This window comes from Nocardia brasiliensis (assembly GCF_011801125.1).
In the GTDB taxonomy this organism is placed as follows: domain Bacteria; phylum Actinomycetota; class Actinomycetes; order Mycobacteriales; family Mycobacteriaceae; genus Nocardia; species Nocardia brasiliensis_C.
In genome coordinates, this window is sequence record NZ_CP046171.1 from 2,320,560 (window position 1) to 2,345,294 (window position 24,735).

The window sequence follows — 24,735 nt, forward strand, 5'->3', positions numbered from 1 at the left end:
GCTTCGTCGCAATGGAATTTCCCAATGCGCGCCGGTGCCGGGCGTCTTGTGACACCGTCTGAAGATGGGATCGAAAATGCGGGTGCTCGCGGTGGCGGTGAGCGTCGGTTTGTCCTTCACGGGGGTGACGGCCTGCGGGTCCGATGGCGGTGGCGAGTCGCTGACGATCACCGCGAACGCGATCAATTCGGCGGGCGGGAAGAACGCGGCCGAGGCCGAGTGGATCGAAGACTGGGGCATCCCGAAATTCGTGGCCCAGCAGCAGGCAAAGGGCGTCACCGTGCGGGTGCGGTTCCAGGCCACGGGTGTGCCGGACGAGGACTACAAGAGCCGGATCGCCAAGGATCTGAAGACCGGCACCGGCGCGGATGTCGTTTCGCTGGACGGAATCTGGGTCGGTGAGTTCGCCGAGGGCAAGCAGATCGCGCCGCTGGACGAGCTGGTCGGGGCGGAGCAGGTCCAGGCGTGGGACGGCTGGCGGCAGATGCCGGAGTCGGTGCAGCGGTTGCTGTCCTACAACGGTACGCGCTACGGCATCCCGCAGGAGACCGACGGGCGGGTGCTGTTCTTCAACCGAAAGCTGTTCGAGCAGGCCGGTTTGCCGGCGGACTGGCAGCCGGTCAGCTGGGCGGACGTGCTCGCCGCGGCGCGCAAGCTCGAAGCGGTGCCCGGTGTGATACCGGTGCAGCTCAACGCGGGCACCAGTTTCGGCGAGGCGACGACGACCCAGGGCGTGCTGCCGCTGCTGGCCGGTGCGGGCAGTCTGCTCTACGAAGACGGCAAGTGGGTGGGCGACACCGCGAAATTCCGTCAGGTGCTGGAGTTCTATCGCACGCTGTACGGCGAGCAACTGGGTGACGCGCAGCTACAACAGGATGCGAAGGGACGCGAGAAGAGTTTCGAGAAATTCTCGGCGGGCCAGGTCGGCATCCTGTTGGAGAGCGACTATTTCTGGCGCGGTGTGCTGAACCCTTCCGGTGGCAGCGTGCCCATGGCGGACCGGGACGCCACGGTCGGGTGGGCGCGAATTCCGGCGATCACGCCCGGCGCCGGGGTGCACGGACAGGACTTCGTGAGCATGTCCGGTGGCGGCGGGCGGGTGATCAATCCGAAGAGCAAGAATGTCGAGCTCGCTTGGGAACTCCTGCAATTCATGAACTCACCGGAGGCGCTCACGCAACTGCTCACCGCGGGCGGCCCACGGATCACCGCGCGCCAGGACGTGAATGCCGAAGCGTTGCGCGCGGATCCGCTGCTGAGCTTCGTGGCCCAGCAGATCCTGCCGACCACATCGCTGCGCCCCGCCCTGCCGGAATACAACCGGGTGTCCAAGGCGATGCAGCAGGCGGCGTTGGATGTGGTCACCGGAACGAGTCCCGCCGACGCCGCCGCCGAGTACGGCGCCGCGGTAGCCGAGGCGGTGGGCGAGGACAAGGTGGCCGGTGGCTGACACCGCCGCAACCGATTCCGACGTCGCGGGACTGGGCCGGTGGAAGGCCAGCGCGTTCGTCACTCCGGCGCTGCTGCTGATCGCGACGTTCCTGGTGTTCCCGGCGCTGTGGCTGCTGTGGATCGGGCTCACCGATCTCACCGTGTCCGGGCGGACCTCGGTGCACGTGTCGGTGGTCGGCCTGGACAACTACGGCAAGGCGCTGCGCGACCCGCTGTTCGGCAACAGCGTATGGATCACAATGCTTTTCGTGTTCGGCTCGGCGATCATCGGGCAGAACTTCCTCGGTTTCACCCTGGCCTGGTCGATGCGGGATGCGGCCCGCTGGCTGCGTGCCGTGGTGGAAAGCCTTGTGCTGCTGGCCTGGATCCTGCCCGCGAGTGTGGTCGCGGTGCTGTGGATCGCGATGCTGGACCGCGACGCGGGCACCGTCAACCGGCTGCTGGATACTCCCGGGTACGCCTGGATGATCCAGCATCCGCTGGCCGTGCTCATCGTGTTCAACATCTGGCGTGGCACGGCGTTTTCCATGCTGCTGTACTCGGCCGCGCTGTCGACGGTGCCGCCGTCGCAGCTGGAGACCGCACGCCTGGCCGGCGCCTCTGGTCCACAACTGTTGCGGGACGCGGTGTTTCCGCACGTGCGCGGGCACGTCCTGACCAACACGCTGCTGATCAGCCTGTGGACGTTCAACGACTTCACGCCATACCTGCTGACCCGCGGCGAACCGAACCACCGCAGCGAGACCTTGCCGATCTTCCTGTACCGGCAGGGAATCGACGACGGCGCACTGGGCTACGGCGCGGCCGCGTCGGTGCTGATGCTGCTGATCAACCTGGTACTCGCGCTGTTCTACCTGCGACTGCTGCGGCGGAGGCCGGCATGAGTCCGCGGCAGGTCTTTGCCCGGATCGGGTTCTATACCTTCGTCGCGGTGGTCACCGGGTTCTTCGCGGTGCCGATGCTGTGGCTGGCGTCGGCGCCGTTCGACAGCAACCCCGGCTACGCACCTCGAATCCCGGAAAAGCCTACGCTGAGGCACTTTTCGGCATTGCTCGAGAACGATCTGACCATCGGTTCGCTGTGGAATTCGGCACTGCTTTCCGGTGCCTGCATGGTGTTGGTCGGGTCCAGCGCGGCACTGGCGGCCTACGCGCTCTCGCGCGTCCGGATTCCGGGGCGCGACGCGCTGCTGTATCTGCTGCTACTGCTGTCGAGCGTGGTGACCGGCACCGCCGCGATGGTGCCGATCTTCCTGATGATCTGGAAACTGGGGCTGCTGGACCGCCAGTTCGGCGTGGTGCTGGTGTTGTCCGGTGGTCTGCTGCCCGCGGCGATCTTCATCCTGAAGGACTTCATGGATTCGGTACCCCGGTCCTACGAGGAGTCGGCGCGGGTGTACGGGGCGGGTCCGCTGCGGATACTGCGCGACATCGTGGTGCCGCTGGCCCGGCCCGGTCTGGCCACGATCGCGGTGTGGACCGTGGTGAACGTGTGGGGGAGCTACCTGGTGCCGTTCCTGCTGCTTCGTGATCAGGACAAGCAACCCGCCGCCGTGGTGGTGCGCACCTTCTACGACGAGGGCGGTGCGGCACAGCTCGGGCCGATATCGGCCTTTTCGCTGCTGTATTCGATTCCGGTTGTGCTGATGTATCTGTTCGTCAACCGGCGCTACGGCTTTCGGCTGCACGGAGGGATCAAGGCTTAGATGGCGCGGATCGAACTGGTAGAGCTGACCAAGGAATTCCCCGGCGGCGTGCGGGCGCTCGACGGACTGTCCTGCACGATCCACGACGGTGAATTCTTCGCGCTGCTCGGCCCTTCCGGATGTGGCAAGACCACCTTGCTGCGCACGATCGCCGGACTGGAAACCCCGACCAGTGGCCGAATTCGGATCGGCGAGCGCGATGTCACCCGGCTCGCGCCCGGCCGTCGCGACGTCGCGATGGTGTTCCAGGATTACGCGCTGTTCCCGCATATGTCGGTGGCGGACAACATCGCCTACCCGTTGAAGGTACGCGGCACCGATCGACGCACGCGGGCCGGGAAGGCCTCCGAGACCGCGGATCAGCTGTCGCTGCAAGGCTTGCTGGCGCGGCGGCCCGCCGAACTGTCCGGCGGCCAGCAGCAAAGGGTCGCACTGGCCCGCGCGATGGCCTGTCACCCGCAGGTGTTCCTGTTCGACGAACCGCTGTCCAACCTGGATGCTCGGCTGCGGCTGGAGGCGCGCACCTTCCTCAAGAAGCTGCAACTCGAGCTCGGGGTGACCACGGTGTTCGTCACCCACGACCAGGCCGAGGCGCTCGCGCTGGCCGATCGGATCGCGGTGCTCTCTGCGGGCCGGATTCGGCAGCTCGGCACGGCTCGTGAGGTATTCCGCAGGCCCGCGGACACTTTCGTGGCCAACTTCATCGGGTCGACGCCGATGAACCTGATCCCGGGCGAGCTGGTCGGCCTGTCCCCGGCGGTCATCTGGGGCGCGCGACCCGAGTATCTCGGCTTCTCCGATACCGCGGTGCCGGGCGCACTGCCCGGGGAGGTGTCGACGGTGCAGCATCTCGGCGCGACCTCGCTGGTCACCCTGGCCGCGGATGGTTACACCGTTGGCGTGACGGTGCCGGAGGCGCAGGAGCCGGAACTGGGCAGCGCAGGCTGGGTGGTTCCCCAGGCCGATCGAGTTCTGCTCTACGACGCGGAATCGGGTCGACTGCTTTCCTGACGCGGAAATTCCTTGGGGTGAACGGTGATCGGGCCGTTAGTCTCGGGCCATTATGACAACGCAAGCCCCGATCGGCGCCGGGCCGCCGATCGACGACCGGTACGACGAATTCCTCGACGGAGTGCGGCGCACATTCGACGCGCGCACCGTCGAAAGTCCTACGCTGTTCACTGTCGACACCGGGGGTCTGTTCGACGAATTCCTCGGCGCGCTCACACCGGAACTCGCCGCGGCGAACGACTGCGGCACCTGCCGGACGTTCATGCGCCGCTACGGCGGGCTGGTGCTGGTCGGCGCCGACGGAACCACGAAATCCGCGCTGTGGTCGGCGCCCGGCATACCGCCGAGCTACGCGCACGCGGTGGCCGTGCTCGCCGACGCGGTCGAAAGCAGGCCTATCGCTTCGGTGTTCCGGTCCAGCGCGACGAAATGGGGCTGGGCCCAGTGGGGTCCGTGGCCGCACCTGGCCCTCGATCCCGCCGCGCACCTGGTGCATCAGCCCACCGCACTCGCCTCGACCTCGCAGTACGTCGCGACGAAGAACGCCGACCGGGAAACCCTCGAGCGCGCCATCGCCGAATTCCCCGCTGCGATCGCGCAGCGCGCGGTGGCGCTGCTGCGCACCGAGACGCTGTACCGCTCGGACGCGATACTCGGTGCCGGGCAATGGTTCTTGGCACTGCATCAGCAACTGGCCGGCATGCGCGGGCGTGGTGCGGCCGCGCAGCGGCGCCGGGACAACCTCGTCTGGCTGGCCGCCGCGACCGCACCGGCCGGGTTCTGTCACGTCAAGAGCGGCATGATCGGCACGTTGCTCAGCGACCTCGCGGACGAATTGCCCTACGACAGCGTCAAGCGGCGCTTCGCGGAAAAGATGAACCCGCTGCAGTACCGCAGGCCCACCGCCGCGCCGACCGCGACGATGATCGCGCGCGCCGAACAGGTCATCGCCGAACTACAGGCCGCGGGATCGCTGGCGCGGCGCTTCGCGACACTCGCCGATGTGCGGCCGATGTGGGCGCGCAAGGTCGAGTCCCGCAGCGTCGGTGGAGTTTTCGGGCACCTCGTACCGGCCGAAAAGCACCGGGGTGGTGGCGATCTCGATATCGGCCCGGTGACGATCACCTGGACGAAGTTCGCGCGCACCGTGCTACCGGAGGTGGATCGGATCGAACACGCGGTACCCACCGCGGCGACCAGCTACGGCGCGATGGTGACCGCGGCGGATCCCACGGCACCGCCGATCGTGCAATGGGATTCGCCGACGCGCCGTAACCCGGTGACCTGGTACGTGTACGTCGACGGTTCCCCGCCGACGCAGTGGGGGCTGCGTCCCGGCGAGCACCGCGACGTGACCGCGGTGGTCCCGCACCCAGCCACCTGGTATGTCGCGGACGACCGCACCGCCCGCGAACAGTCGGTGCTGTTCGCGCTCGCCGGTTCGACCGACACGACCTACACCAAGGGCGGGGGCTTCTTCCCCGAGTTCCTCGCGAGTGAACTGCACGAGATCCGCAAAACCCTGGAGGGATACGCCGGCGAGGCCGTTATCGCGGGCAAGCACGAAGCCGAGGTCTGCGGCCTGCTGATGTCGAAGAGCCGTAGCATCGGCCACACCTTCCGTGTCACCAGCGCCGGAATCCGCACCCGCTACACGATCGATCGGTGGGACTGAGCCGCGGCGAGACCCGACCCATATCCGCCTGTCCAACAAACAGTGGGCGTGGCCTGCGCCTGACCTCTGTGAGCCTGCTGAGCAGGATCGATGGCTGGGGCCTGGTCTGGCTGGACAGAATTGGCTACTGTTCAGTAACCATCTGGACCGGCGAGCGGCGAGGTGTCTGTGATCCTGTTTCTGCTACCAGAGCGCGACTACGACCCGACCGAGGCGGCGGTGCCGTGGGCGGCGCTGCACGATGCGGGGATCCCGGTGCGCTTCGCGACACCGCTCGGGGCGCCCGCCGCGGCGGATGACCGTTTGGTCGAGCGCGGGTTCTCGGCGTTGTCTCCGGTTCTGATGACCCGCGCCGATGGGTTGGCCGCGTACGCGCGGCTACGCGAGGATCCGCATTTTCAGGCTCCGCTCGCGTACGCGGAGGTGGACGACAGCGCGGTTACGGGTGTCTTCGTTCCCGGCGGTCACGCGCCGGGGATGAAATCGATGATCGAATCCCCGTTGGCGCAGCGCATTTTCGGCCGGGCGATGATTTCGGGCCTGCCGGTCGGAGCGGTCTGCCACGGCGTTCTGCTCGCGGCACGGTCCATCGATCCGGAGACCGGCCGATCGGTGCTTTACGACCGGCAGACCACCGCGGTCACCGCCCTGCTCGAACTGTCCGCGTGGAACCTGACCCGCTGGTGGCTCGGCTCCTACTACCGGACCTACCCGCAGACGGTGCAGCAGGAGGTAACCGCCGCGCTCGCCCATCCGGGCCAATTCCGGCGCGGACCGCTGCTGCCGCTGCGTGATTCGGCGAAACACCCGAAGCGCGGCTTCACGGTCCGCGACCGCAATTACGTTTCGGCCCGTTGGCCCGGCGACTGCCATCGCCTCGCCGTCGAGTTCCGCGACCTGGTCCTGGAATATCGCACGGCGAACGGAGAAGTTCGGCCCGAGTGAAGCTAGTCGGCCGACGCAAAGCTCGACCGCTGCCAGCACAACATCACTGTCGTCGCACGGCGCCAGTCATCACGGTGCGCACTCGGCACGGGACAGCTTGGCGCTACGGCAGAGCGCGATACGGCTCGCCGAGGACGAGATAGCCGAATTCGCGCAACGCCTCGGACCTGGGCGGATTGATGTTCGCACAACTTATCTTTTCAATCTTGCGAGGGTATTTCGGGCACGTTCGCCGCCAATACGGTGTGCCGCAGGGATATTGTTGCGGGAGTTCACCTTCGGGCACGCCTGCCGGTTGGGATCAGTACTGGGGGCACCTGATTCGAAATACGCGGACCTCAGAAGGGGAAACCTTGTCATGACTCGCGCGGTGGAAAGTACCTCTGTCCTCTCGACCAGGCGCGGCAAGCTGGTACTCGCGCTGCTCTGCTCGATCGGCTTCCTGGACTTCATGGACGCCGTGATCGTCAATGTGGCGCTGCCCTCGATGCAGCATCAGCTCGGGTTCTCCGAGCAGGGCCTGCAGTGGGTGGCCACCGGCTACCTGTTGACCTACGGCGGTTTCATGCTGCTCGGCGGGCGCGCGGCGGACCTGATCGGGCGCAGGCGAGTGCTCGTCGTCGGCGTGGTCGTGTTCGCGCTGGCCTCCTTGGTCGGCGGGGTCGCCAACTCCGCGGGCCTGCTCGTCGGCGCGCGCATCGTCCAGGGCGCCGGTGCGGCGCTGATGATGCCCGCGGCGCTGTCGTTGGTGACGACATCCTTCAAGGAGGGCACGGATCGCCATCGCGCACTGGGGGTTTGGGGTGGCATGATCGGCGCGGCCTCGGCGGCCGGTGTGCTGCTCGGTGGCGTGCTGACCGAGTCGTTCGGCTGGCGTTCGGTGCTGCTGATCAACCCGATCGTCTGTGTGTTACTGCTCGCCGCGATCTACCGCCTGCTGCCCGACGACCGTCGCCGCGCGCCGTTGGCCAGCTTCGACATGCTCGGCGCCACGCTCGGCACCGGAGGCATGCTGCTGCTGGTCTACGCCGTGGTCGAGGCGCCGGACGCGGGCTGGGATGCGCTGGGCACGATCGCGCGCTTCGTGGGCGCGGCGGTGCTGCTGGTCGCGTTCCTGGTGAACGAACATCGCCGCCCGAATCCGTTGATGCCGTTGTCCATCTTCCGGATCCGCGGTCTCGCCGCCGCCGACGCGACCCAGTTGATCGCGCTCGCCGGATTCATGTCGATGTTCTTCTTCCTCTCCCTGTACATGCAGAACGTGCTCGAATACTCTGCGCTGAAGACCGGCCTGGTCTATCTGCCCGTCACTTTCGGCATCGGGATCGGTGCGGGCCTGTCGACGAAACTCATTCCGCTGGTGGGCACCCGGCCCCTGATCGTGGGCGGCTCGGTGGTCGCGGCCATCGGGGTCTTCCTGCTGTCCGGGCTGCCGGTCGACGGCGACTACGTGCGCGACCTGCTGCCCGGCATGATGGTGATGTCGATCGGCCTCGGCTTCGTCATGGTCTCGGTCACCAACGCGGCCAACGCGGGTGTGCCCGCCGACAAGGCGGGTCTGGCGGCCTCGTTGTTGAACAGCTCGCAGCAACTCGGCGGCGCGCTCGGCCTCGCGGTGCTGACCACCGTCGCGACCTCGCACACCGCCGACCTGATGTCGGCCGGTTCGGCGCCGCCGGACGCGATGGCGTCCGGGTTCAGCCGCGCGCTCTTGGCCAGTAGCATCGCCATCCTTGTCGCGGCGGTGATCGGCCTGCGGACGTACAACACCCGCAGCAACGACGCACCCATGTGATCGTGCGGCGGCGGGTTCGGCCGCACCCCGGCAAGCGCCCCCTTGGAGTATGTGATTGCTCAGTGGGCGTGGTCGAATGCGGGCGCGTCGGCGTGGTCGAGCAGCCAGTCGAGGCGGCGGCGGTTCTCGTCGTCGACCGGGGTCCACACGGTGATGAAGGTTTCCGGGACGGCGGGCAGGTCCAATCTCGTCAGCGACAACGACAGGCGTCCGGCCGAGGCATGCTGATAGGTCATGGTCTGGCTCGGCGGTGCGGCGACATCGTGTGCCGCCCACAGGCGGGCGAATTCTTCACTGGCGGTGGAGAGTTCACGGATCATCCGGATCCACTCCGGGGCGTCGAGATGCTGTCCGAACGCCGCGCGGAACGAGGCCACCATGTGCGGCAGGCCCGCGTCGCGGTTGACGAAGCAGCGGCAGCACTCCGGGGTCGTGAACAGTTCCCACAACACGTTGCGTGAGCCGCCGGGCGCGACCAGCCGCGGCCACACCGCGGCGGCCGGCGCATTCCAGCCGAGCAGGTCCCACCGGCTGTTTAGCGCGGCGGCCGGTACTGCGGTCATGGCGTCGAGTACAGCCTGCACGGCCGGGGTGATCTGCTCGGCGCCGGTGCTCACCTCCGGAATCGGCACGTCCGCAAGCCGATACAGATGATCCCGCTCGGCGTCGTCGAGCCGCAGCGTGCGCGCGATGGCGTCGAGCACCTGCCCACTGACGTTGATCGGACGCCCCTGCTCGAGCCAGGTATACCAAGTGATGCTCACCCCCGCCAGCTGCGCGACCTCCTCCCGCCGCAACCCCGGTGTCCGGCGGCGCAACCCAGGCGCCATCCCGACCTCAGCCGGGGAAATGCGATCCCGGCGGCTGCGCAGAAAGGAGGCGAGTTCGGTTCGCCGGCTCGAGAGGGTGGCTGTCACGCCGTCCATGATCGAGCATCCCGGCTTCCGGTGCCAGGTGGTGTCGGCACCAGTGTCATCAGTGTCTAGGTATCGGGGTTGGGGTGGCGGCACGCTGGCGGTTCGATGTCGATCCTCGAATGTCAGGAGCTTTGTTGAGTGCCACGCCGTTCACTATCCGATTCACCGTGCGCAGTTACGAACTGGATACCAATCACCATCTCGCGAGCACGGTGTATCTGCAGTACGCCGAGCATTCCCGGTTCGCCTGCGGGCAGGCGGCGGGACTGTCGCCGCAGCGGTTGCTCGCCGACGGATTCGGGCCGGTCAACCTGGAAACCACGCTGCGTCACCATGCGGAGCTGCGCGCCGACGACGCGGTCGATGTGTCGTGTGCGTTCGTCTGGGGGCCGGGGAAGACGCACCGCGTCGAGCATGTGTTGCGTAAGCCCGACGGTACGTTGGTTGCCGAGGTGAGCAGCGTCAGCGGGTTGTTGGACCTGCGGACCCGGCGGTTGGTCGCGGATCCGGGGGAGGAGCTGCGGGTGCGCGCCGCCGATCCGGCGTTGCTGGGTCTCGCGTGATCAGCGCACCCGTGCGGGTGGCCGGTGGCGTGGAAATCCGGCTGGGGCGAATCGATCACGGCTTTGTGCCGCGCAAGCTGACGGTGAGCTATGTGACGGTCTGCGTGGGTGCGGTCGATATCGCCTTGCTGCGCAGGGCGTTCGGCTTGCTGTGCCGGAAGTATCCGATGCTTTGCGGGACAATCGAAGTCGCCGGAGATGTCTGTTCACTGCGAGTGCCGGAGGATGGTTGCGCGGCGACGGCCTTCGTCGAAGGCGGTGTCGGCGACTGGCTAGCGCCCCTGGACCCTGCGTGCGGCCTCGCCGAATTGACGATCGTGCGACGAGGCGTGAGAACCGAGGTGGTCCTGCGGGTCAGCCATGCCATCAACGACGCGACGATGGGTTTCGCACTGCTCGAACACTTTTGGCGCACCGTCACCGCGCTGAGCACCGGGGGACCGCATCCCGACCCGACCGTGATCCACCCGCACAGCCTCGAAGCCGCCTTTCGCGCGCGAAGCATGCGCCTGCCGGAACTCGCCATGGCCGCAATGGGTCCGGCGCACAGCGTCGCGGCGAGCGATACCGGAGTCGACGCGGTTTTCGCGCCGCGGCCGGAGCAGCGGATCACTCTGTCGCAGGGGGACACCGGCGCGCTGCTCGCGCGGGCGCGTGCGTCCGGGACGACCTTGCACGCGCTGCTCAGCGCCGCGATCGTCGGTGCCGAGCGGGCGATGAGTGCCGAAACTGTCGGCGGCACAGCAGCACTGCCGATGATCATGTTCCATCTCGCGGACCTGCGGGCACAACTGCGCCCGCCTGCCTCGCCGGACGAGATCACCAACGCCCTTGGCTTCGCGCCGACCGTCACCGCCTGCGAGCGCACCTGCGACCTGTCGGTGCTCGCGAAGCAGGTGAAGGCTCAGATCGTGGCAGGTGTCGCCGACGGGACCGCGCTCGCGGTCATGCTCGCCGCGGCCACCGCCGCTGCGCAGGGGCGTCCGCGCACGGGTGCGGGGAACTTCATCACGAACTGGGGCGTGGTACCCGAACTGCCCGTGCCGCCGGGGATCGAGGTCGTCGACTTCCGTGGCTTCGCCACCTCGGAATCGGTCGGCTGGATCGGCTATTTCGTCTCGACCTTCGCCGGGCGGCTGAGTATCGAGCTGGCGTTCTCGGCGCGTTTCCACCGTCTCGCGCAGATCGTCGAGCTCCGCGAGAACGTCGTCGCCAATCTCGCGCGACTGGCCCATCGCTGACCCTTAAGTCCCTGCTGAACAGGTGGTTTCGGGCACTTTCGCAGTGCTGTGATCGCCTCGATGTCGGTAGCGGTTGGCAGAATCTACTAGTTACGTTACAGTCACTTGCTGTAACGAAACATCGAAGAGCGGGATACTCCCGTCAGAAGGAGAAGCATCATGAACAAGCACAGCGTCACCTCGGCACTGGCCGCTCTGGTGTCGGGCGCGCACGAGCGGGACGGCGGGGAGCCGAAACCGACCGTCGTGCTGGTCCACGGCGCGTTCGCCGACGCCTCGGGCTGGTCGGCGGTCGCGGCGCGGCTGCATCGGCGGGGCTTCCCGGTCGTCGCGGTGCCCAATCCGTTGCGGGGTCTGGCCTACGACAGCGCCTACCTGCAGGGCCTGCTCGCCGGCGTCGCAGGGCCGAAGATTCTGGTCGGCCACTCTTATGCGGGCGCGGTCATCACGAATGCTGCCCCGGCCATCGCCGACGTGAAAGCCCTTGTGTACGTAGCGGCTTTCGTTCCCGACGCGGGGGAGACGCTGGGTGGTCTGCTCGAGGCGCACGTCGACGCTTCGGTGCCGCCGCTGCCGCAACGGGTCTTCCAATACGCCCGCCCCGACGGGTCGACCGGCACCGAGGTGTGGTTGGACCACGCGCAGTTCGCGGCCGCGTTCGCCGCCGACGTCGACGCCGCCACCGCCGCGTTCATGGCGATCGCGCAGCGGCCCGTCGCCGCCGAGGCGTTCGGCGAACCGGCGACCGCGGCCGGATGGAAGTCCATCCCCTCGTGGGCGTTGATCGCGACCAAAGATCACGCGATCGCGCCGAGCCTCGAACGGTTCATGGCAGAACGGGCAGGTGCTCGAATCAGCGAGGTCGATGCGGCGCACGCGGTGATGGTCAGCCACCCCGACGCGGTCGTCGACGTGATCGAGCAGGCCGATCAGGGCACTCGCTGACGGGCGGTCGCCGTCTTCGACCGGTCCCGCTCGGCACATCCCTTCGCACAGTCAGGAGCATCCCCATGTCCGATCTGCGGTTCCTCGCGCTGTCCGGCAGTCTGCGCCGCGACTCCCACAACACCGGCCTACTGCGTACCCTCCCCGCGCTGGCGCCCGCTGGTGTTGTCCTCGACCTGTACGAAAGTCTCGGTGCTCTACCGTATTTCGATCAGGACCTGGAAGCGGACCCGCCCGCGGTGGTCGACGAACTACGCCGGCGCGTGACCGAGGCGGACGGCGTCGTCATCGCGACTCCCGAATACAACTCGGCGATTCCCGGTGTGCTGATGAACGCGCTGGACTGGCTGTCCCGCCCGGTCGCCGCATCGAGTCTGCGGGGCAAGCCGGTGGCCATTCTCGGTGCCTCGCCGTCTCAATTCGGCACCGCCCGTGCGCAATTGGTGCTGCGTCAGATCCTGCACCGGATCGGCGCGCCGGTGGTCGCCGACCCGGAGGTGACGGTCTTCCAATCGCATCTGCGGGTCGATGCCGGGGGTGCCTTCGTCCCGGACGAGTTCACGCAGTCGTTGTTGCGCAGGCTCTTGACAGGCTTGGTTGATCTGGCCGATCGGTCCGTGCCCGCGCACAGTGCCTAAGCCGGTCCGCCGGCAGGGTTACAGTCTTGCTGTGTAACGCAACCGCGAACGGGGAGGTCATGACGCCGCAGCGCACAGAATCCACCGAACACCCGCAGCCGCCCAAGTCCGGGCCTCGGGGTGGTCGTCCCCGTGACCCCGCCGTGGATGAGGCGATCATCCTCGCCACCCGTCGTCGGCTGGTCACCAGCGGATATTCCCAGATGGCGCTCGGCGATATCGCCGCCGACGCCGGGGTCACCCGCCCAACCCTCTACCGGCGGTGGCCCGGCAAGCTCGAGCTCGTCATCGACGCGCTCGACTACGGTTTTCGCGTCCAATCCGCCGCCACGCCACCGTTTCCGCTCGACGAGATGACGCCCCGCGAGGCATTCACCGAGGCAATTCGCCGCGTCGATCCCTGCTACTACAACCCCGACGCCATCATCCTGCAGGGTGGGTTCATCAGCGAAGCCGAGCGCGTGCCCGAATTGCTCGCCCACGTCGTCGAACGTGCCGTCGAGCCTCGGGTTTCGCAGGTCGAACACGTCCTGCGGCAGCTCATCGAGCGCGGGGCGGTGCGTCCCGGGGTGGACACCCGCACCATCGCCACCATGGTTTTCGGCGCGTACTTCGGCGCGTTTCTGCGGGGCGACGACGCCGACACCCGCGGCGGCCTCGCCGAACAGCTCACCGCCACGCTTTGGCCCGCGCTCAGCACCGAGACCGATCCGGTCGCGGACCGCTGAGCAGCGGCGGCGGTCACCAGATTCTCGAGTCCAGATCCCTTGCACTCTCCTGTCGAGAGTGCTAAAACAAATCTATGCCACATGGCATAGGTTATCTGGTCTGATAAAAGAAGAACGGAGTGTTTGGAGGTGGCGACCATGCTGATGCGTACCGATCCATTCCTTGATCTGGACCGTCTTGCGCAGCAGGTGTTCGGCACAGTGGCGCGGCCCGCGACCATGCCGATCGATGCCTGGCGTGAGGGTGAGCACTTTCTGGCGGAGTTGGACCTGCCCGGGGTCGATCCGGATTCGCTGGATCTCGACATCGAACGCAACGTATTGACCGTGAAAGCGGAACGGCCGGAACTGGATTCGGATAAGTCCATGATCGCCGCGGAACGTCCGCGCGGGACGTTCAGGCGTCAGCTGTTCCTCGGTGAGGGGCTGGACGCCGAGCGCATTCGCGCCGACTACGCCAATGGTGTACTCCGGCTGGTGATTCCGCTGCGGGAGTCCGCCAAGCCGCGCAAGATCGAAATCGAACACCGCAACGGTGAGCGCCAGGCCATCAGCGCCTGACCGCACTCGGCTCGGCGCTTCTTCCGGGAGGTGGCGTCATGTTCCGAAATCGTACCGGCGCAGCGTTATTCGACACGGTGGAGGCGCCACCGCTGGTGCTCGATCCCGACGTGGAGCTGCTGTTCGCCGAACTCGAGCAGCTGCTCCGCGATGTCGGTACCCTGCGGCTCGCCTCGGCGTGCGCGCCGACACCGGGCGGAGCGCGTGCCGAGCCGGATCGTCGACGGTGGTCGGGGCGGCGTCCGCCGGCCGCTCGCCCCACCCAGCGCAGCCCTCCGCCGCTGCGATGACCCGAATAGTGTTGCAGTTCAATCGAAGTGAGGTGATGCCCCGATCAGAGACGACTCGAATGTCACATCACTCTTCCAAGGCCGCGGGGTGAGCCGTCGGGCTCACCCCGCCCGACCCGCCGGTCCGCCGGACCGCGAAATGTCTGGAGGCTGATCATGACTGTGATTCCCACCCACGACGACGCCGACCACGCCGAACAACTCGTCTCCGCCTACCCGGACCCGGCGGAGGAACTCGACCTGGACGCCGCGGCGCTCGCCCCACTCGCCGAATCCGCCCGCGCCGCGCTCGACAGCGCCGACATCGCCGACCGATACGAACAATCCGTGCTCACCCCGATACCCGATGACGACTACCCCCTCGCCTACTGACACCCCGGCCGCCGAGCATCCAGTGTGGCGCCACGGCGTGGTGGTCTGGTTCAACGCCGAGAAAGGGTTCGGCTTCATCCAACCCGACGACCACAGCGCCCCCGTCTTCACCGAGTACTCCAGCATCGACGTCACCGGCTACAAAACCCTGGCACCCGACCAACCTGTCGTATTCACCACCCAAGACGGTCCACGCGGACCCGAAGCCACCCGCGTGCGCCCCTACCTGCGCGCCACCACCCGCCGGCCCCCAACCGACCCCGAGGAATCCGATGGCGCTACACCACGCACACCACTACGTACTGGCCCTACTCGCGTGCCTGGTCCTGCTCGCCTACCTGGGCACCCCACCCGTCTTCCTCCTCGTGCTGCCGATCCTCACCGCCGGCGCGATCCTGAGCGCGCTCCTGCGTCCGCCTCCCCATAGGCCGTGTTGAGCGGAGTGAGACCTGCGGTCACGTCGCGCATTTCGCACGGCCGGTCGGCACCCGGCAGACTGAGGGAATGGGTTCTGGTTCGTCGACACGGCCGTCACCCGCGGATCTGGCCGCGGCGCAGGACAGGACGATTCCCGATCTGATCGGGCCCGACTTGCGTGTGCTGTTCTGCGGGATCAATCCGGGCCTGTGGTCCGGGGCCACCGGCCATCACTTCGCTCGTCCGGGAAATCGGTTCTGGCCCGCCCTGCACCGGTCCGGGTTCACCCCGCGTCTGATGCAGCCCGGCGAACAGCGCGAACTGCTCGACTTGGGCTTGGGCATCACCAACGTGGCCGCACGCACCACCGCCAAGGCCGACCACCTGACCGCCGACGAACTGCGCGCCGGGGGACAGGCTCTGGTCGGCAGGGTCGAGCAGTATCAACCCCGAATCCTGGCGATACTCGGCATCGGCGCCTACCGCACCGCATTCGGCCGCCCGCGCACCGCAATCGGCCCCCAACCCGAGCGCATCGCTGACACCGCCATCTGGGTCCTGCCCAACCCCAGCGGACTCAACGCCCACTACACCCTCGACGCCCTCGCCGCAGAATTCCGTGCGCTGCGCGAGGTGGTCGAAAACGTTTAGCAGGGATGGACTGGCGGCTGATCATCGCTATAGTCTGCGTGTCTGCGAGACCGACGCGGCCACATGGAACTGGGTTGCGTCCATCAGGATGGTGTAGCAGCTCGCTGATCGCAGCGGCCGGTTCCGAATCCCGGACATGAGGGTGGTCATCGCGTGATCCTTCAAGAGACCGACCAAAGTCACTGAAGGAAGAGAACCACGCGATGACCAGTGTTCAGCCTATCGACCCGAGAAAACCCTTCGCCGAACAATTCGCCACCACCAGTCCGGATCTGCTGCGGGAGATGGTCTCGGCGTTCGTACAGACCTTGATGAGCGCCGAGGCCGACGCCGCCTGTGGCGCCGGCTACGGCGAACGCAGCGACGAGCGAGTCAACCACCCCAACGGCTACTGCCACCGCGACTTCGACACCCGTGTCGGCACGATCGATGTCGCGATCCCGAAACTGCGGTCGGGCAGCTATTTCCCGGACTGGCTGCTCGAACGCCGCAAACGCGCCGAACGGGCGCTGACCAGCGTGGTCGCGACCTGCTACCTACTCGGTGTCTCGACGCGGCGAATGGAGAAACTCGTCGAATCCCTCGGTGTGACAAAGCTTTCCAAGTCGCAGGTATCGATGATGGCCCGCGACCTCGACGCCCAGGTGGAAGCGTTCCGCACCCGGCTCTTGGATCAGGGCCCCTATACGTTCGTCGCCGCGGACGCGCTCGTGCTGAAGGTCCGCGAGAACGGTCGCGTGGTCAATGTCCACGCCCTGATCGCCACCGGCGTCAACGCCGATGGCTACCGGGAAATCCTTGGGCTGCAAGTGACTTCGGCCGAGGACGGCGCAGGCTGTCTGGCGTTCTTCCGAGACCTGGTCGCCCGCGGCCTGGCCGGGGTGAAGTTGGTGACCTCCGACGCCCACGCCGGTCTGGTCGCCGCGATCGGCGCGACCCTGCCCGGCGCGGCCTGGCAACGCTGCCGCACCCACTACACAGTCAACCTGATGAGCGTCTGCCCGAAATCGTCCTGGCCGTGGGTCCGCACCCTGTTGCATTCGGTGTTCGATCAAGCAGACCCGGAATCTGTTGCCGCTCAATATGATCGGATGCTCGACGCGCTGGCCGAGAAACTGCCCAAGGTCGCCGACCACCTCGACGCCGCTCGCGCGGACCTACTGGCGTTCACCGCGTTCCCGAAACAGATCTGGCGTCAGATCTGGTCGAACAACCCGCAGGAACGGCTCAACAAGGAGATCCGCCGCCGCACCGACGTCGTCGGGATCTTCCCCGACCGCGGCTCGATCATCCGCCTCGTCGGCGCGGTCCTGGCCGAACAACACGACGAGTGGATCGAGGGCCGCCGCTACCTCGGCCTCGACGTCCTGGCCCGCTCCCGCGGGCTCACCACCGACGAACAGGAGGACACCACCCCGGCAGAACTCACCGCCTGACCGACAATTCGGATCATGCGGTGACCACCCGAGTTACACCACGCCCCGGGACTTGACCGACTGGACAGCTGCGGTGACAGTGCTGTGTGCGGTCCTGGGCTTGTTCGCTGCCCAGCACCGCGGCGGCTCGGCAAGCTGATCCCGCTGAGAAGGCCAGGCCGGGCACCACGACCCGGCCGGCCACACAGGCGGCGTGTACAACAGTCGGTAGTCGGTCAGCGAGAGATCCCGCGGTCACGTCCTCGATGCGGGAGCCTCCAGTTGGGCTCGGCGCCGGACTCAAGTGCTGGTACCGGGGCCGAACCGGCGCCACCAATTCGCGACAAAAACCCCGTCACTCCAAACGTCTAAACATGCTGGTAACCGTGCAGATCGAGCCGTGTGAACCCAGCTGTGGACGTTGCGTCTGGAGTTGCTGCACCCACGGTGGCGTGTTTACGCGTCAGGACGCGCTCTGGGCGGTGCTGAAGTTGGATGCGGGTCCTGTCAAGAGCGCCTTGTCCCGACCTGAACCATGCCCGTGAGGCAATCTCGCCAGTCTGGCCGGTACGCGACGTGATCGAATATGTGTCGCAGACGACGAGATCCGCGCCGCACGACGACGGAGAGGGAGTCGTTCAGCAGGTCCGCGGCTTCAGCAGCCGCCGCCAGCGGGAAACCGGCTGGGCCGCAGTCGCGACCGAGTCGCTGACTTCGTCTGTGTGGTGTTCGGCGGCCGGCCGTTCGGCCCAGGACCCGGTCCTGGTGGCACGGGCGGATCCTTCGCCCAGTACGCGGGTCGCGATCGCCCAAACCGCCGGCAAATCTTCCAGTGCGGTCTCGTCGACCTCGCCGCAGGCCTGCGCGGCGGTGTCGATGTCGGTGTGGAGCGACAGGTGCAGCACGGCGCCGGTCGCGGAGGTGATGGCCAGGACGCCGACCGCGGTGTTGGCCTTATCGCGCCCCAGCCGGGCTTGGTATGCCAGATCACCACCGAGTTCGGCGCCGAGGTGATCGACGACCTCAACCCGTGTCTGCGCCAGTTCGAGCGCGATGCAGCGCCGCGCGATGTCCTGCTCGCCCACGCCGAACTCCTCGACCAGGGCGGCCATGGTCGGCGCCGGATTCCGCGCCCACGCGAGGATCAGCCGCTCGTCGGTGCTCGCATCCCAATACGGTTTGTACGCGAAGGCGTGCGCCTCGCGGGCGAGGGTCTCCCAGTCGAACTCCGGCGCCGAGGCCATCTGCCGCAGCTTGCGCAGCGCCACCGCAGACGAATAGCTGTCCTGAAGCAGGAACTTCGCCCTGCCGCGCAGACCATCAAGCGATCGGCCAAGCTGTGCCGCGATCTCGCTATCGGGAGCGGATGTCGTCAACGCGGCGAACAAATCCCGGTAGTCGTCTCCGGTCCACAAACTGCCGCGCCGATCCTGTGCCCCCGTCGTCATGCTTCGAATATGCCAGATACGACTGGCACCAACAGGTTTCGTTCATTGCGCTCACGACCGCAACGCAACGACCCGGTGCTCGGGGCGGTGCTGGCGCGCCTGTCCAACGTACACGGTCAGGCTGACCATGGGTGCCGGCCGCGACCATCGACCCACACGCTTGATCTGCGCACTCACGGCGCGCACTCGCCTGGACATGCCCAAATTCTGCGCGAGATGACCACTCGGGGCGACCCGAATCCACAACGGAGAGTCTCGTTTCACGACACGTCATTCGAGACTTGGTTCAGCAACTGCTGATCTCAGGTCCCTACCCCCAGCCGGTCGTCCGTCTTCACATCTTGGTAACGAGTCGCGCTCTACAGCGAAGTACCCCCATGAAAGGCCGTGCGGCCATGGCTCGAAAGTGGCAGCTTGTAAGCGCCTTTGCCGTGCGTGCGATCGGAGGGATGGTTCATGGGTAAGAGGGGCGACAAGAAGCGCGCCAAGCAACGAGCCAAGCAGCTCGCGCAGTCGCAGCGTGATCATGCTGGTGATCCCGCGCCTAAGCGGAGTCCGAAGTCAGCCCCGAGCGCCGATCGCCGTGTGCGCGGCGAGGACATCAAGCGCAGGTCCAAGCAGATGACCCTGGTTGACCCGGAGAGCCCTGAGGGGCCTTTGACGCCGCAGAAGGTGTCCGAATCCAAATATATGTCGGTTGAGTGGCCACCAGCGGATGACGCACCCGAGAACGCCCCATCGATCCAGTTCTTGCTGACGATCACCGAACGGACCGTGAACCTCAGCCGCAATACGGTCGAGGTGAACGCGACGCCTGTCGAGGACACGATTCATCCGCGGCCGTTGGGGTTCGATCCGCCGTTGCAGCAGTACGGCAAGGGTGATGCCAAGGGGTTTCGCCATTACTTGGAGTGTTCCCGGTTTTGTGGACTCGGGATCAAGCCGCGATCTGACTGATTTCTCTGTACCCTAACTCGTATTGCCGTGGTGTCAAATAGCCGAGCGCCGAATGCGGACGAACGGTGTTGTAGTAGAACTCAATCCAGTCGAACGTCTCCTTCTGCAGCGACTTCACCGTCGGCCACGGACGAGCGTGTACCAGCTCCTTTTTGTAGGTCGCGAAGAACGATTCCGCGACCGCGTTGTCGAAGCACGATCCCGTCCGGCCGAGGGACCGTAGGACACCATTCTTTGCACAATATTTCGCGAATTCCTTCGAGGTGTACTGGGTTCCGCGATCGCTATGGAAAACAACACCTTTCGCCGGGCGTCGGCGCGCGATGGCCATATCGAGGGCGTCGGTGACCAGCGACGTGCGCATGTGATCAGCGATCGCCCAGCCGACCACGGCCCGATCGTGCAGATCGATCACGGTGGCCAGATACGCCCACCCGGTCCAGGTCTTGACGTAGGTGATGTCACCGCACCAGCGTTGGTTCGGCTGCGCGGCAGTGAAATCACGCCCGATCCGATCCGCGGCGTCCACCGGCTTGGATCCCCGGATCGTGGTGCGCCGGAACGGTTTCGGAAACCGGCCTTGCAGACCGGCCGCCCGCATCAACCGCCACACCCGCTTACGCGAGACCCGCCGCCCGGCCGCCGCCAGCGCCGCGTGCACACGCCGAACACCCGGATTGCCACGCAGTTTCGCGTGGATCGCCTCGATCAGCAGCGTCAGCATGCGATCGTCGCGCTCCCGGTCGCTGCGACCGCGGCCTTTCCACTTGTAGTAGCCCGACCGAGACACGTCCAGTTCCCGGCACATGAACTCGATGTCGAATTCCCCCGACGCAGCCCAGTCCGCGATCGCGGCGAATTTCACCGCTGGTCTTTCGCGAACCAGGTCGCAACTTTTTTTGCGAACGCGACCTGCATCTTCAACTCCGCGTTCTCCGCACGCAACCGTTCCAACTCGGCCTGTTCCGAGTCGGTCAGTCCCTTCTCCCGGTCACCGGAAACCCCGGATTCCTTCGCCCTCTTCACCCATTTCCTCAACGTCATCTCGTGCACGCCGATATTGCGCGCCACCTCGGCCACCGGCCGACCCTGATCCAGGACGAAACCTACCGCCTGGGCCTTGTACTCCTCGGTGAAACTACGCCGCGTCGAACCCAACACCAAACTCCCGTGCTACCAGGCGGCTATCTCCTCCGTGTCCACCGAACCGGGAACGCTCCAACTGGGAGATGCTGGACTACGTGTTCGGTCTGCCCGACCCCTACGTATTCCCACAGATACCGCTGCAAGGTGACGACCGGGCGCTCATCCAGCGGTACATCACGATGAGCCGCCGATTGGCGGGGTTCAGCCTCATCAACGACGACACCACGCTGTCAGTAGGTCGGTATCCGGGTGGGGATGAATGGTACGTCCGGGTGCTAGGTTTCCCGGCCGACGAGAGCTTCCTGGGTGCGTCCGCTGCGTTCAGGCAGCTGCACAACGACGGCGAGCCAGCCTCTTTCTCCAACGCTCACAACGCACTGTTCAAGGTGATGAAGAGCCTGCCCGAGGAGCAGCAGGTGACCATCCGGGAGACAGTGCCGCTGTGGCGTTCGGCGCGGGGCAAGTTGATGAACCACACTATCCAGACGCTCACCGCGCTCAAGGCCAGCAATGCCACGCTCGATAACCCGGTGAGCTTTGGAAATATCAACCCCGACGAGCTGATCCGGACCTTCAACTACGGCGACTCTTTGCACTTCGGGGATGGAAGAGGTCAGCTGGACAACCTACTGGCAGATCCCTTCCATGAGGCGTACTACAAGTACAGCGCTCTGATCTCGATCGTGGGGCTGAGCCACTTCTACTTTGGTTTCGCCGTTCTGCTCGACAGTGCTCTTAGCGGCGTGTCATGAGGCTGAGGCCGCCCAGAGGGGCATGGATGGACACGCGGAAGTCGGTTGGTCTACCGCAGCTTTGAACGCAGGCGGACCAGTGCGAGCCACTGAGTCGGGCAGCCCAGCAGCAACTTTGCAGCATAGGAGATAGCTATCTGGCGGCAACGATAGCGGTGGTCCGTGAGGGCTGGTCGCGGAGCCCGATTCGACACCAGGCGCGAGTGTTGGTACCTCGGACCGAGCGGGCGACTAATTCGCGACCAAAACTCCGTCACTCGCGATGCCCAAACATGCTGGTAGGTATGCAGATCGAACCGTACCGGCCGCCGCGGTGTGCTATGCGATCGGGGCTGCCTCGGAAATCCAAGGCCGGATTATCGGTTTGCGTCAGGGGGCGCTGCCTATTGTGTGCGCCGTGGAGAACGAAACGCACGCAGAGCGGATGAAGCGCATCCGCCGAGAAATCGAGGATCGGGAGAAGAAGGAGGAAGCCGCGTGGCATCCCGCCAAGAGCCTCGAGCGAACCGCATGGAACGTGCTCGGTTGCTGGCAGATGCTGGTGTCTCAGGTGAACTTCACCTACTTCCATTCTGCAGGGCCCGGGGCGCCGCCACTGGACAAGGAGACTTTGCCTGTCAAGATCCGGAAGGCTGCGGAAAACTTCGGCGTTCGCTGGCCGCATGAGGACTGGTCGACTGCCGCCGATCGACCCAAGAAGGTGCGACACAAGCTCGCCCATCTGCTCTACATCGACTCGGTTACCGGCACCGCGCCGCACCGCACCATGAACATCGTGCGCATGGGCGAGCCAGGGGAGCCGAGGACCACGGCGGACGGGCACCCACGCGGACTCAGCTGGCGCTATGTGCCGGACCCCGCCACGGATCCCGATGGCGCGCCGTGGTCGCAGATGACGATGCACCTCGACACGATCACTGAAGATGAACTGTCCCACGCGCTTGAGGCGATGAGATGGATGAGGGACTGCTGTTTCATCCTGGAGCGCCTCGGCTCAATCGCCGCCGAGATTAAGCCAAGGCGATCGCTGATTCTTCCCCAACATGAGCAAGACCTGCTGGAGTGGTGGTTCCCAGACTGGGGCGAGCGTGCCACAACCACACTCAAGTGGGGCGACATTCTACTTCCCGAGACCACCACCCCGTCGGCCCGAAATGACGGCTCCTGATCGCCGGTAACGATCGGTTCTCTGCCGGGCTGCATTGAGGCGGCCCGCCGCATTGGTCGACCGACTGTCGCACAACTTTCGCGTCAAGGCATTGCGTCGACCCGGACATCGGGCGACAGCGCTGTGAGCAATCCGCCCCGGTTGGTCGTCACCGGCCAGTCGCGCCGGACAGCCTCGGAGACCGCGTGTGCCGCGGCAATCTGACTGAGGTGATCGGGAGCCGCCGCCAGCAGGCGGGCGAAACGTCGTGCGGCTGGCTGGTCGAGGACTGGTACCACCGTGTTGGGCAGGCCGAGCAGCACGTCGAGGATGTCCAGACCGTTCGGCGGGATGTGGGCTTCGGCTTCGGTGAGGATGGCGGCCGGTATCGCGATCACGTTGCCAAGGTCGATGCCCGACCACACCACAGCTTCCGGGTATGGATCACGCAGGCAGGCACCTACGACCGCGGCTACATCGAGTACCACGCCGCCGATCACGCGGCGGAATCATCGATACGCGGCGGAAGACCGTGCGAGGCGCGGACGCGGTCGATCAGCTCAGCTGACGGCCGCCCGCCGATGGCCTTCTCCCATCGGGTCAGCGACTCTGTGCGGCTGGCTCGACGGGTCACCGTGTCCGCGACGAACTGCGACACCGACTCGATCACACCGGTTTGCACCCACTGGTCGAGTGTCGCTGCGACATCCTCTGGAACGGTCACAGTGACCGTCCGTGTCTTCTTTGCCACACGGAAAGGGTAGCGCGCGGTCGCTGGCAGCGGAGGTGGAGAGCCGTGGCCAAGAATGTGGGGACGGACCGCCTGCCCCACGTTTGCCCTACGAAATCGGTGTGGGGCAAGAGAGAGTACTCATCAACAGCTCTCTAGCTGGACTAACTTGTGGGCGCAGAGGGGATCGAACCCCCGACCGCTGGTGTGTAAAACCAGAGCTCTACCGCTGAGCTATACGCCCTCGACCTTGTCGGCCGGGTTATGAATCTAGCGCGGCGAGCGCTTTCTCCCAAGCCGCCTGGTCACGGGGCTCGCCGGGGGCGTTCATCTCGGCGAAGCGGATGTGTCCTTCGCGGTCTACGACGAAGGTGCCGCGGTTGGGGTAGCCGGATTTCTGGTTGAAGACGTCGTAGGCCTGGGCTACGGCGCCGTGCGGCCAGAAGTCGGACAGCAGGGGGAAGGTGTAGCCCTGCTCGGCGGCCCAGATCTTGTGGGTGGGCGGGGGGCCGACGGAGATCGCGAGGATCTCCGCGTTGTCATTCTGGAACTTCGGCAGTTCGTCACGCACCTTGCACAGTTCACCTTGGCAGATGCCGGTGAAGGCGAGCGGGTAGAAGACGATGAGCACGTTCTTCTTGCCGCGGTAGTCGGACAGGCTGACGTCCTGGTTGTTCTGGTCTTTCAGCGTGAAATCCGGCGCGACAGTGCCAACTTCGAGCGGCATCGCAAATCCTCCATCGTGTCGGTTTTCCGCCGGGCGGCGCGTTCACCGCCCGGCGACACCATAGCGAAAGGTGGGTCAGCGCTGCTTCGAGGGCGCCTTCGGTTGCACCAGGCGGCTACCCGCCCAGGTTCCCAAGCTGATCGCCGAAGTCTGAGTCAGACCGGCGGTCGGTGCGGATTCAGCGATTTCGCTCGGTTCCACATGGCCCGGATGTCCGGTCTTGGGCGTGAGTACCCAGACGAAGCCTTCGTCGGCGAGTGGTCCAATCGCATCCATCAGGGCGTCGACCAGGTCACCGTCGCCATCGCGCCACCACAGCAGCACGACGTCGATTACTTCGTCGGAATCCTCATCGACGAGCTCGCTGCCGATCGATTCCTCGACGTCGGCCCGCAGGTCGTCGTCGACGTCATCGTCCCAGCCCAATTCCTGGACAACCATGCCGTGTGTAATGCCAAGCTTCTGAGCGTAGTTCTGCGCGTCCGCCGCGGCGACCACGGTGGTGTC

28 protein-coding genes, 1 tRNA gene and 1 pseudogene are annotated in these 24,735 nt (G+C 66.1%); 21 read left to right on the top strand and 9 right to left on the bottom strand.

Going from position 1 to position 24,735, the window contains the following annotated elements; genetic code table 11:
• Positions 1-64 precede the first annotated feature (64 nt).
• The 7 genes from F5X71_RS10490 to F5X71_RS10520 all read left to right on the top strand — a co-directional run bounded on the left by F5X71_RS10490 (position 65) and on the right by F5X71_RS10520 (position 8,583).
• Positions 65-1,450, top strand: a complete 1,386-nt coding sequence (locus F5X71_RS10490; RefSeq protein WP_238815828.1) for an extracellular solute-binding protein — start codon at positions 65-67, stop codon at positions 1,448-1,450.
• A complete protein-coding gene (locus F5X71_RS10495; RefSeq protein WP_167461766.1) occupies positions 1,443-2,336 on the top strand; it encodes a carbohydrate ABC transporter permease in 894 nt (297 codons plus the stop codon). Before F5X71_RS10490 ends, F5X71_RS10495 begins: the two co-directional genes overlap by 8 nt.
• Entirely contained in the window at positions 2,333-3,157 is an 825-nt protein-coding gene (locus tag F5X71_RS10500) for a carbohydrate ABC transporter permease (protein WP_167461767.1), read from the top strand. The genes F5X71_RS10495 and F5X71_RS10500 overlap by 4 nt, the downstream gene beginning before the upstream one ends.
• Complete coding sequence (locus F5X71_RS10505) at positions 3,158-4,168, top strand: ABC transporter ATP-binding protein (protein WP_167461768.1); 1,011 nt, start codon at positions 3,158-3,160, stop codon at positions 4,166-4,168.
• Positions 4,169-4,220: 52 nt separating this feature from the next.
• A complete protein-coding gene (locus tag F5X71_RS10510) occupies positions 4,221-5,843 on the top strand; it encodes a hypothetical protein (RefSeq protein WP_167461769.1) in 1,623 nt (540 codons plus the stop codon).
• A gap of 162 nt (positions 5,844-6,005) precedes the next feature.
• Complete coding sequence (locus F5X71_RS10515; protein ID WP_203218281.1) at positions 6,006-6,788, top strand: type 1 glutamine amidotransferase domain-containing protein; 783 nt, start codon at positions 6,006-6,008, stop codon at positions 6,786-6,788.
• A 358-nt stretch (positions 6,789-7,146) separates the two neighbouring features.
• Positions 7,147-8,583, top strand: coding sequence for an MFS transporter (locus F5X71_RS10520; protein ID WP_167461771.1), 1,437 nt, complete (start codon positions 7,147-7,149; stop codon positions 8,581-8,583).
• A gap of 59 nt (positions 8,584-8,642) precedes the next feature.
• On the opposite strand, the gene F5X71_RS10525 is transcribed toward F5X71_RS10520, so the two are convergent.
• The gene (locus tag F5X71_RS10525) at positions 8,643-9,500 is read right to left on the bottom strand and encodes a helix-turn-helix transcriptional regulator (RefSeq protein WP_203218282.1); all 858 of its coding nucleotides are present in this window, start codon (positions 9,498-9,500) and stop codon (positions 8,643-8,645) included.
• Positions 9,501-9,634: 134 nt separating this feature from the next.
• Between F5X71_RS10525 and F5X71_RS10530 the strand changes: the two genes are divergently transcribed.
• The 11 genes and pseudogenes from F5X71_RS10530 (at position 9,635) to F5X71_RS10580 (ending at position 17,342) form a co-directional block, all read left to right on the top strand.
• Positions 9,635-10,063 (top strand): acyl-CoA thioesterase, encoded by a 429-nt coding sequence (locus F5X71_RS10530; protein ID WP_238815829.1) that lies wholly within the window; start codon positions 9,635-9,637, stop codon positions 10,061-10,063.
• Positions 10,060-11,304 carry a phthiocerol/phthiodiolone dimycocerosyl transferase family protein gene (locus F5X71_RS10535; RefSeq protein WP_167461774.1) on the top strand — a complete coding sequence of 415 codons (1,245 nt, stop codon included), beginning with the start codon at positions 10,060-10,062 and terminating at the stop codon, positions 11,302-11,304. Before F5X71_RS10530 ends, F5X71_RS10535 begins: the two co-directional genes overlap by 4 nt.
• A gap of 159 nt (positions 11,305-11,463) precedes the next feature.
• Positions 11,464-12,249 carry an alpha/beta fold hydrolase gene (locus tag F5X71_RS10540; RefSeq protein WP_167461775.1) on the top strand — a complete coding sequence of 262 codons (786 nt, stop codon included), beginning with the start codon at positions 11,464-11,466 and terminating at the stop codon, positions 12,247-12,249.
• A 65-nt stretch (positions 12,250-12,314) separates the two neighbouring features.
• A complete protein-coding gene (locus F5X71_RS10545; protein WP_167461776.1) occupies positions 12,315-12,887 on the top strand; it encodes an NADPH-dependent FMN reductase in 573 nt (190 codons plus the stop codon).
• Between the two features lie 26 nt (positions 12,888-12,913).
• On the top strand, positions 12,914-13,615 hold the full coding sequence (locus F5X71_RS10550; protein ID WP_238815830.1) for a TetR/AcrR family transcriptional regulator: 702 nt from the start codon (positions 12,914-12,916) through the stop codon (positions 13,613-13,615).
• 138 nt (positions 13,616-13,753) lie between these two features.
• Complete coding sequence (locus F5X71_RS10555) at positions 13,754-14,176, top strand: Hsp20/alpha crystallin family protein (protein WP_167466365.1); 423 nt, start codon at positions 13,754-13,756, stop codon at positions 14,174-14,176.
• 38 nt (positions 14,177-14,214) lie between these two features.
• Positions 14,215-14,466, top strand: a complete 252-nt coding sequence (locus F5X71_RS10560) for a hypothetical protein (RefSeq protein WP_167461778.1) — start codon at positions 14,215-14,217, stop codon at positions 14,464-14,466.
• A 156-nt stretch (positions 14,467-14,622) separates the two neighbouring features.
• A complete protein-coding gene (locus tag F5X71_RS10565; protein WP_167461779.1) occupies positions 14,623-14,838 on the top strand; it encodes a hypothetical protein in 216 nt (71 codons plus the stop codon).
• A 22-nt stretch (positions 14,839-14,860) separates the two neighbouring features.
• A pseudogene (locus tag F5X71_RS36900) lies at positions 14,861-15,058 on the top strand (cold-shock protein); the annotation flags it as partial.
• A 284-nt stretch (positions 15,059-15,342) separates the two neighbouring features.
• Positions 15,343-15,906, top strand: a complete 564-nt coding sequence (gene mug / locus F5X71_RS10575; RefSeq protein WP_167461781.1) for a G/U mismatch-specific DNA glycosylase — start codon at positions 15,343-15,345, stop codon at positions 15,904-15,906.
• Positions 15,907-16,109: 203 nt separating this feature from the next.
• Complete coding sequence (locus F5X71_RS10580) at positions 16,110-17,342, top strand: IS256 family transposase (protein WP_167461782.1); 1,233 nt, start codon at positions 16,110-16,112, stop codon at positions 17,340-17,342.
• A 617-nt stretch (positions 17,343-17,959) separates the two neighbouring features.
• Here the strand turns inward: F5X71_RS10580 and F5X71_RS10585 are convergent.
• Positions 17,960-18,709: a hypothetical protein gene (locus tag F5X71_RS10585; protein WP_167461783.1), complete on the bottom strand. Its 750-nt coding sequence runs from the start codon at positions 18,707-18,709 to the stop codon at positions 17,960-17,962.
• 516 nt (positions 18,710-19,225) lie between these two features.
• Here F5X71_RS10585 and F5X71_RS10590 point away from each other — a divergent pair.
• Positions 19,226-19,726 carry a hypothetical protein gene (locus F5X71_RS10590; RefSeq protein WP_167461784.1) on the top strand — a complete coding sequence of 167 codons (501 nt, stop codon included), beginning with the start codon at positions 19,226-19,228 and terminating at the stop codon, positions 19,724-19,726.
• Here F5X71_RS10590 and F5X71_RS10595 read toward each other — a convergent pair.
• Together F5X71_RS10595 and F5X71_RS36605 are read right to left on the bottom strand one after the other, a co-directional pair.
• The gene (locus tag F5X71_RS10595) at positions 19,707-20,591 is read right to left on the bottom strand and encodes an IS3 family transposase (RefSeq protein ID WP_203218192.1); all 885 of its coding nucleotides are present in this window, start codon (positions 20,589-20,591) and stop codon (positions 19,707-19,709) included. The two genes, F5X71_RS10590 and F5X71_RS10595, sit on opposite strands and share 20 nt — an antisense overlap.
• Positions 20,588-20,884, bottom strand: coding sequence for a transposase (locus tag F5X71_RS36605; protein ID WP_203218191.1), 297 nt, complete (start codon positions 20,882-20,884; stop codon positions 20,588-20,590). The genes F5X71_RS10595 and F5X71_RS36605 overlap by 4 nt, the downstream gene beginning before the upstream one ends.
• Positions 20,885-20,955: 71 nt before the next feature.
• Between F5X71_RS36605 and F5X71_RS10600 the strand changes: the two genes are divergently transcribed.
• Together F5X71_RS10600 and F5X71_RS10605 are read left to right on the top strand one after the other, a co-directional pair.
• On the top strand, positions 20,956-21,624 hold the full coding sequence (locus tag F5X71_RS10600) for a hypothetical protein (RefSeq protein WP_167461785.1): 669 nt from the start codon (positions 20,956-20,958) through the stop codon (positions 21,622-21,624).
• Between the two features lie 397 nt (positions 21,625-22,021).
• Positions 22,022-22,792, top strand: a complete 771-nt coding sequence (locus F5X71_RS10605) for a hypothetical protein (protein ID WP_167461786.1) — start codon at positions 22,022-22,024, stop codon at positions 22,790-22,792.
• An 83-nt stretch (positions 22,793-22,875) separates the two neighbouring features.
• Here the strand turns inward: F5X71_RS10605 and F5X71_RS10610 are convergent, their stop codons facing one another.
• The 5 genes from F5X71_RS10610 to F5X71_RS10630 all read right to left on the bottom strand — a co-directional run bounded on the left by F5X71_RS10610 (position 22,876) and on the right by F5X71_RS10630 (position 24,726).
• Positions 22,876-23,271: a hypothetical protein gene (locus F5X71_RS10610; protein WP_167461787.1), complete on the bottom strand. Its 396-nt coding sequence runs from the start codon at positions 23,269-23,271 to the stop codon at positions 22,876-22,878.
• Positions 23,268-23,495 (bottom strand): hypothetical protein, encoded by a 228-nt coding sequence (locus F5X71_RS10615; protein WP_167461788.1) that lies wholly within the window; start codon positions 23,493-23,495, stop codon positions 23,268-23,270. The genes F5X71_RS10610 and F5X71_RS10615 overlap by 4 nt, the downstream gene beginning before the upstream one ends.
• A gap of 178 nt (positions 23,496-23,673) precedes the next feature.
• Positions 23,674-23,745 (bottom strand) — tRNA-Val (locus F5X71_RS10620).
• Between the two features lie 18 nt (positions 23,746-23,763).
• Positions 23,764-24,228, bottom strand: coding sequence for a peroxiredoxin (locus F5X71_RS10625; protein ID WP_167461789.1), 465 nt, complete (start codon positions 24,226-24,228; stop codon positions 23,764-23,766).
• 75 nt (positions 24,229-24,303) lie between these two features.
• Positions 24,304-24,726, bottom strand: coding sequence for a DUF3052 domain-containing protein (locus F5X71_RS10630; RefSeq protein WP_014982991.1), 423 nt, complete (start codon positions 24,724-24,726; stop codon positions 24,304-24,306).
• Between the last annotated feature and the right edge of the window lie 9 nt (positions 24,727-24,735).